Here is a 7,612-nt window from a genome sequence, read left to right as displayed (position 1 = left end):
CCTGGCGGCAGCATAATCAGGGCGGAAATCCACTTAAGCAGACGCCCGAAACTGTTCAGACAATCCGAACCACCTCTTATATCGCGATCCTCGCAAACACTCAGCCTTCACGTGCCGTAGATACTGATCGAGATAACGGCAACAAGCAGCGCGATGCAAATGCCAACAACAACTCCTGCAAACACACCAGCGGCTAGCCCCGTTCTCCTGCCAATGACGACGGTTCCTATAGGTGGGCCTATCAGCATGCTCAATGTCGCCACCACACCCAATGTCGTGAATGGGCCGGAGCTTTCATTGAGATAGAACTGAAGCGCTAGAATCCATAAGTAAATGCCTCCAAAGACGATGACGGCCGCATAGATGCCGAGAAACCAGCCGTGGCGTTTTCCTACTCTTGTCAGTTCCCAGAGAGCTGGTGGCAGCGCAAAAGCCCAGGGTATGAGATCAATCAACATCTAAGACTTCACAAGGTTGAAAATGATTAGGTTGGCGTTGGTGGCTGTTCGTGCTCGTTTCCGCTCAACGACATCTGGAACAATTTCTAGGCGCGAGAAAACGATGCTACACGCAAAACCGATTGTGAGCCCATCGCCATTCAATCGGGCTGGTTAACAGGGCTAGCCGGGTGGTATAATCTGGGCGAGTCTCAACGTATGTGGCGATGCTCATTTACGCATCATCCGAAAACACCTGTAACCCCGCATCCGGCCCTTTATCCATCGTGATGGCTGCGAGAGGCTACGCTCTGTCGGCCCGATATTGCCGATTCCGGTCGCTTCGCGGGCTCAGCCGGTCTTGCGTGGCGCCATCTGCCGGTAGCTGGCCATCAGGTCGTTGAAGCGCTCGCCCTGGATGGCGACGTGCTGCCGCAAGGTTGCCGCAGCGGCCTTGCCGTCCGATTGCTCCAGCGCCGCATGGATCGCCCGGTGCTCGCGCATCGACTGCGGCATGCGGCCGTTGACCCGCAGCTGCATGCGCCGGTAGGGCTTGAGCCGCTTGTGCAGCCGGGTCGCCTCGCGGGCGAGGAAGCTGTTGCCGCTGGCCTCGTAGAGCAGGTGGTGAAACGTCTCGTTCTCGCGGTAGTATTCGTCAAAATCGCCCATCGCGATCGCCGCTTCGCAGGTTTCGATGGTGCGGCCGATATCGCGCATCTGCTGCTCGCTCACCCGCCGTGCGGCACGGAAGCCGCACATCGCTTCGAGCTCGGCCATGACTTCGAACATCTCGACCAGTTCGACGAAATCCGGATGCCGGATGAAGGCGCCGCGGCGGGCTTCCAGCGTCAGCAGCCCGGAGGCTGCCAGCGACTGGAACGCTTCGCGCAACGGCGTTCGCGACACCCCGAACTGCTCGGCCAGCTTGACTTCGTCAAGGCGTTCGCCATCGGCGAACTCGCCGGTGACGATCATCTGTTCGATGCGTTCGCGAATGGTGTCTGCGATCCGTGTGCCCATGGCTCGCATCATGCTCAATCCGTTTGGAAATGCAAATTCATTATTCTTGTATACAAGAGGTTTGACATTGCATTCAGAAAATGATCCCTTTCGGTGTTGCCGGAGCTTGAGGAGGTTCCGCGAGCACATTTTTCTGGGAGGAAGACATGAAACTATTATCAGCGTTTGCAGGCATGCTTGCCGCATCCATCGCTTTGACGGGCCTCGCGCAGGCCGAGACATTGAAGGCATCGCACCAGTTTCCGGGCGGCAAGGGCGACGCGCGCGACGAAATGGTTCAGCTGTTCGCCAGGGAGCTGGCAGCCGCCAATGTCGGGCTGGATGTCCAGGTTTATCCGGGCCAGTCGCTCTACAAGGCGAAAGAACAGTGGGGCGCGCTGACCAAGGGCCAGCTCGACGTCACCTCGTTCCCGCTCGACTATGCCTCGGGCCGCGTGCCGCAGTTCTCCGCAACCCTGATGCCCGGCCTGGTGCGCAACCATGACCGCGCCAAGCGGCTCAATTCTTCGCCCTTCATGACCGAGATCAAGAAGCTGATCGAGGACAATGGCGCCATCGTCATCGCCGACGCCTGGCTTGGCGGCGCATTCGCCTCGAAGAAGAACTGCATCACCTCGCCCGACACCATCAAGGGCCAGGTCACCCGCGCTGCCGGTCCTGCGTTTGAGCAGATGCTGGTCGGTGCAGGCGCTTCGATCTCCTCGATGGCGTCATCGGAAATCTACACCGGCATGCAGACCGGCGTGCTTGACGCCACCAACACCTCGTCGGGGTCGTTCGTCTCCTACCGCATCTATGAGCAGGTCAAGTGCCTGACCGAGCCGGGCGAGAATTCGCTCTGGTTCATGTATGAGCCGATGCTGATTTCCAAGGAAACCTATGACCGCCTGACGCCCGAGCAGCAGGCCGCCGTGATGGCTGCCGGCAAGAAGGCCGAGGAATATTTCGACAAGGAAGCCGCCGGCCTCGACGACAAGATGGTCGAGACCTTCAAGAAGGCCGGCGTCGAAGTCGTGTCGATGTCGAAGGACGATTATGACGCCTGGTTGGCGATTGCCAAGGAGACGGCCTACAAGGAATTCGCCGAAAAGGTTCCCGGTGGCCAGAAGCTGATCGACCAGGCACTCGCCGTCGAATGATCATCTGATCGGGGGAGGGGCTCCTCCCCCTTTCAGCCTTGCCTGTCCTGTCTTTCAATCCGGGGATTGCCCAGAGATGAAACGCTTTGTTTCGATCATCGAGACGCTGTCGCGGCTGTGCGGCCTGGCGTCGATGCTGCTGATCGCGGCTTCCACGCTTGTGGTGTCGCACATGGTATTCATGCGCTACTTTCTGGGCGCCTCCACCATCTGGCAGACCGAGTTCGTCGTCTACGCCATGATTGCCTCCACCTTCATCGGCGCGCCCTATGTGCTGATGCTCAAGGGGCATGTCTCGGTCGATCTTCTGCCCAATCTGCTCGGCGGGTTGGCCAAGCGCGTGCTGGATGTGCTCGCCGCCAGCTTGAGCCTGGCATTTTGTGGCCTGCTCGGCTGGTCGGGCTGGCATTTTTTCTATGAGGCCATGTCGAAGGGCTGGACCACCGACACGGTCTGGGCGTTGCCCTTGTGGATCCCGCTGCTGCCGTTGCCGCTCGGCGTCGGCATCCTGTGCCTGCAATACATCGCCGAGATCTACAAGAACTGGACCGGAACCGGGGAGGGCCTCGCATGAGCCCGCTGGAAATCGGCCTTCTCATTCTCGTCGTGCTGATCGCGCTGTTTGCCATCGGCATGCCCATTGCCTTTGCCTTGGGCGCCGTCTCCATCGGCACCCTGCTGCTCATCGATGGTTTCCGCTCGCTCGACATTCTCGGCGAGACATTTTTCTCAGGGCTCAATTCCTTCACCCTGGTCTCGATCCCGATGTTCATCCTGATGGGGGCCGCGGTTTCCAATAGCCCGGCGGGCAAGGATCTCTACGAGGCGCTCGATCGCTGGCTCAACCGCGTGCCCGGTGGCCTGGTGCTCTCCAACCTCGGCGCCTGCTCGATCTTCTCTGCACTGTCGGGGTCTTCGCCCGCCACCTGTGCCGCCATCGGCAAGATGGGCATTCCCGAAATGCGCAAGCGCGGCTACCCCGACGAGATTTCGGCTGGCTCGATCGCCGCCGGCGGCACGCTCGGCATTCTCATACCGCCATCGATCACCATGATCGTCTATGGCATCTCGACAGAGACCTCGATCGGCCGGCTGTTCCTCGCCGGTGTCATCCCCGGCATGATGCTGACAGCCATCTTCATGGCATGGACGCTGTTTTCCTGCTGGCGCAGCGGCCTGAAACTGTCGGACGTGACCCGGCATTACTCGCTCAAGCAGAAGCTCGAGATCCTGCCCCGCGTGCTGCCGTTCCTGGCCATCGTCGCCGGCATCCTGTTCGTGTTGTACGGCGGCGTTGCCACACCATCGGAAGCCGCCGGCGTCGGCGCACTGTTCTGCCTGGTGCTGGTGGTCGTGGTCTACAAGATGTTCTCGGCCAGGCCATTCATCTCGATGTTCCGGGATTCGACGAAAGAATCGGTGATGATCATGATGATCATCGCGGCCTCCGAACTCTTCGCCTTCACGTTGTCATCAACCTTCGTCACCCAGTCCATCGCCAACTGGATTTCCGACCTCGAAGTCAACCGCTGGGTGCTGATGGGGATCATCAATGTCTTCCTGCTGATCGCCGGCTTCTTCCTGCCGCCGGTGGCGGTGATCCTGATGACCGCGCCGATCCTGCTGCCGATCATCACCTCGGCCGGGTTTGACCCCTACTGGTTCGCCGTCATTCTGACCATCAACATGGAAATCGGACTGATCACCCCGCCGGTTGGCCTCAATCTCTACGTCATCAATTCGATTGCGCCAGACATTTCGCTCGGCACCATCCTGCGCGGTTCGCTGCCTTACGTGATGTGCATGATCCTTGCCATCGTACTCTTGTGCATCTTCCCGTCGATCGCCACCTTCCTGCCGGAACTGGTAATGGGAGGCGCGCTTTGAACCGCTCCGGCTTCTTCTATGATCTGCTGTCGACGCTGTTCGAACGGCCCAATCTCTCACGCGTCAAGGGGGACGGGCGCACGATCACGGCGCTTTGCGAGGCGCTGATTGCCAGCTCAAGCGAAGGTGCTTCGCACAGCATGGGCCAGCAGATCCTGTCGCAGTTCAGCGAGCTCACGCCGGAGGCTGAAGTCGAGTTCTTCCGCTATCTCACCGATGAGCTGGACATCGACATCGAACGGCTGCAGGCGCTGACTACCGCCTATCAGGCAGACCGCTCGCCGGAGAACTTTGCCGACCTGCTGAATGCCGCCGAGCCGGGTCGCCAGGAACTGCTCCGCCGGATCAACCGCGTGCCCGGTGCCACGGGTGAACTGGTCAAGATGCGGGCCCGCCTGATCAAGCTGCTTAAGGACAACCCGTCTTTCCGGCGGACGGATATCGATTTTCAGCACCTGTTCGGTTCATGGTTCAACCGCGGCTTCCTGGTGCCGCGCAGGATCCACTGGCAGAGCCCGGCCAACATTCTCGAGAAGATCATCAAGTACGAGGCGGTGCACGCCATCGATGACTGGGATGATCTGCGCCGCCGGGTCGAGCCCGCCGACCGGCGTTGCTATGCCTTCTTCCATCCCTCCATGCCGGACGACCCGCTGATTTTCGTCGAGGTGGCGCTGGTCAAGGGCGTTCCCGGTTCGGTGCAGGCGATCCTGGCGGAAAACCGCGAGATTCTCGATCCGGCAAGCGCCGATACAGCCGTGTTCTATTCGATCTCCAACTGCCAGGCGGGCCTGCGCGGTGTCTCCTTCGGCAATTCGCTGATCAAGCAGGTGGTCGAGGACCTGCAGGCGGAAGTGAAGTCGATCACCACCTTCGTCACCCTGTCGCCGATCCCCGGCTTTTCCGGCTGGCTGCGCCAGGCCATTGCCGAACAGCCCGGTCAGGGTGTCGCTGCGGCTGACATCATGCTCGCCATCGAGTCCGGCGATCTCGGCGGGCTCTCGGATCAGTCGCAATGGCTGCGCCGGCAGGCGGCCAATTACCTCATCAACCAGAAGGACCGCAACGGCATGCCACTCGACCCGGTGGCGCGCTTCCATCTCAACAACGGTGCCATGGTGCACGACATCCACGCCGGTGCCGACCTGTCGCCAAACGGGGTGCGGCAGTCCTGCGGGTTGATGGTCAATTATCTTTATGATCTCAAGAAGATCGGTCAGTTCCACGAAGGCTTCGCTGAAAATCACACGGTGTTTGCCTCGCGCGAAGTCAAGGCGCTGGCCGATGCGGCGGCCACAAACAGCAACGGCAGGAAATGAAAATGGCTGAAAATTATCTCTTCGACGGACTGCTCGCCGGCAAGCTGGCCACTCCGGAAGGCCGCAATGCGCTGTTTGCGACCCTGCCCGAGGACGGCCGCCATTTCACCTATGGCGATGTCGAGGATGTGTCCGGCCGGTTCGCCAATGTGCTGGTGGGCCTGGGCGTCAAGCCGGGCGACCGGGTCGCAGTCCAGGTGCCAAAATCCATCGAAGCGATCATGCTCTATCTTGCCGTGGTCCGCGCAGGGGGCGTCTTCCTGCCGCTCAACACCGGCTACACGCCGGCCGAAATCGAATATTTCCTCGGCAACGCCACCCCGCGCATCTTCGTCTGCGATCCGAAGAAGCGCGCCGACTACGAAGCGCTGACAGCCAGCCTCGGCATAGGCCTTGAAACCATGGGCGTCTGGCAAAACCACGAGACCAGCGCAGGCTCGCTGCTTGACGCCGGGCTTGCAGCTCCCACGGCCTTCGAAACCGTTGCCCGGTCCGCGAGTGATCTTGCCGCCATTCTCTACACCTCAGGCACCACCGGGCGCTCGAAGGGCGCGATGTTGACCCACGCCAACCTCTTGTCCAATGCCGAAACGCTGGTCGATGTCTGGCGCTTTACCAAGGACGATGTGCTGCTGCACGCGCTGCCGATCTTCCACACCCACGGGCTGTTCGTCGCCACCAACGTCACCTTGAGCGCGGGTGCATCGCTGATCTTCCTGCCCGCTTTCAGCGCCGAGGCGATCATCGCCAACATTCCCGGCGCCACGGCCCTGATGGGTGTGCCGACCTTCTACACCCGCCTGCTTGATGATCCCGCCTTCACCGGCGACCTGGTCAAGCACATGCGCCTGTTCGTCTCCGGCAGCGCGCCGCTGCTCGCCGAAACCCATGTCCAGTTCGAACAGCGCACCGGCCACCGCATCCTCGAGCGCTACGGCATGACCGAGACCAACATGAATACCTCAAACCCCTATGCGGGCGAGCGCCGCGCCGGCACAGTCGGCTTTCCGCTGCCCGGCGTCGACTTGCGCATCGTTGACGCCGAGACCGGCAAGACCCTGCCGCAGGGCGAGATCGGCATCATCGAGGTCAAGGGCTCCAACGTCTTTGCCGGCTACTGGCAGATGCCCGAAAAGACCAAGGAAGAATTCCGCGATGACGGCTTCTTCATCACCGGCGATGTCGGCGTCATCGATGCCGACGGCTATGTCCAGATCGTCGGCCGCTCCAAGGACCTGATCATCTCCGGCGGCTACAACATCTATCCCAAGGAACTCGAATTGCTGCTCGACGAGGAAGACGGCGTGCTCGAATCGGCCGTCATCGGTGTCCCTCATGCCGATTTCGGCGAGGGCGTTGTCGCCGTGCTGGTGCCAAAGCCCGGCGCCACCTTGGACGAAGCGGCGATCCTCGACAGCATCAAGCCGAAGATTGCCCGCTTCAAGCAGCCCAAGCGCATCGTCGTGCTCGACGAGCTGCCGCGCAACACCATGGGCAAGGTCCAGAAGAACGTACTGCGCGATGCCTACAAGGCATTGCTGGCCGGCTGAAATGGCGCTGAAGCCGGCGGCCCGTTCCTTTCAGGTCCGGAACCGAAGCTAAGTTGCGGCCCGGGCGGCAAGTCCGGGCAATCATCGGCCATGCCTGGCCTTGTCCGGGCAGGACAAGCGGTGACCGCGAACGCGTGTCCCTCCCTCACATTCCATCTATTGCCGTTGATGGCGGCAGCCAATATACCGGCTTGCGAACAGCTTTGAACTTGGGGCTCACCGCGTCAGCGGCTGGAGCGGGCGTCACATGACCGGTTTGC

At 60.9% G+C, this 7,612-nt stretch carries 7 protein-coding genes; 5 read left to right on the top strand and 2 right to left on the bottom strand.

Annotated features, from left to right (window positions below):
* Positions 1 to 107 precede the first annotated feature (107 nt).
* Together WNY80_RS16300 and WNY80_RS16295 are read right to left on the bottom strand one after the other, a co-directional pair.
* Positions 108 to 458 carry a hypothetical protein gene (locus WNY80_RS16300; RefSeq protein ID WP_342888451.1) on the bottom strand — a complete coding sequence of 117 codons (351 nt, stop codon included), beginning with the start codon at positions 456 to 458 and terminating at the stop codon, positions 108 to 110.
* A 330-nt stretch (positions 459 to 788) separates the two neighbouring features.
* Positions 789 to 1,469, bottom strand: coding sequence for a GntR family transcriptional regulator (locus tag WNY80_RS16295; RefSeq protein WP_342888450.1), 681 nt, complete (start codon positions 1,467 to 1,469; stop codon positions 789 to 791).
* Positions 1,470 to 1,630: 161 nt separating this feature from the next.
* On the opposite strand from WNY80_RS16295, the gene dctP reads away from it, so the two are divergent.
* The 5 genes from dctP (at position 1,631) to WNY80_RS16270 (ending at position 7,352) form a co-directional block, all read left to right on the top strand.
* Positions 1,631 to 2,596: a TRAP transporter substrate-binding protein DctP gene (gene dctP / locus WNY80_RS16290; RefSeq protein ID WP_342888465.1), complete on the top strand. Its 966-nt coding sequence runs from the start codon at positions 1,631 to 1,633 to the stop codon at positions 2,594 to 2,596.
* Positions 2,597 to 2,672: 76 nt separating this feature from the next.
* Complete coding sequence (locus WNY80_RS16285; protein WP_342888449.1) at positions 2,673 to 3,170, top strand: TRAP transporter small permease; 498 nt, start codon at positions 2,673 to 2,675, stop codon at positions 3,168 to 3,170.
* Positions 3,167 to 4,483 (top strand): TRAP transporter large permease, encoded by a 1,317-nt coding sequence (locus tag WNY80_RS16280; protein WP_342888448.1) that lies wholly within the window; start codon positions 3,167 to 3,169, stop codon positions 4,481 to 4,483. Before WNY80_RS16285 ends, WNY80_RS16280 begins: the two co-directional genes overlap by 4 nt.
* Complete coding sequence (locus WNY80_RS16275) at positions 4,480 to 5,802, top strand: malonyl-CoA decarboxylase (RefSeq protein ID WP_342888447.1); 1,323 nt, start codon at positions 4,480 to 4,482, stop codon at positions 5,800 to 5,802. The genes WNY80_RS16280 and WNY80_RS16275 overlap by 4 nt, the downstream gene beginning before the upstream one ends.
* A complete protein-coding gene (locus tag WNY80_RS16270) occupies positions 5,799 to 7,352 on the top strand; it encodes a malonyl-CoA synthase (RefSeq protein ID WP_342888446.1) in 1,554 nt (517 codons plus the stop codon). The genes WNY80_RS16275 and WNY80_RS16270 overlap by 4 nt, the downstream gene beginning before the upstream one ends.
* Positions 7,353 to 7,612: the final 260 nt, after the last annotated feature.

The sequence above is a fragment of the Hoeflea sp. AS16 genome (assembly GCF_038900095.1).
In the GTDB taxonomy this organism is placed as follows: Bacteria; Pseudomonadota; Alphaproteobacteria; order Rhizobiales; family Rhizobiaceae; genus Hoeflea.
The sequence above is the reverse complement of the archived record's forward strand: the minus strand, read 5'-3'. Positions and strand labels throughout refer to the sequence as shown.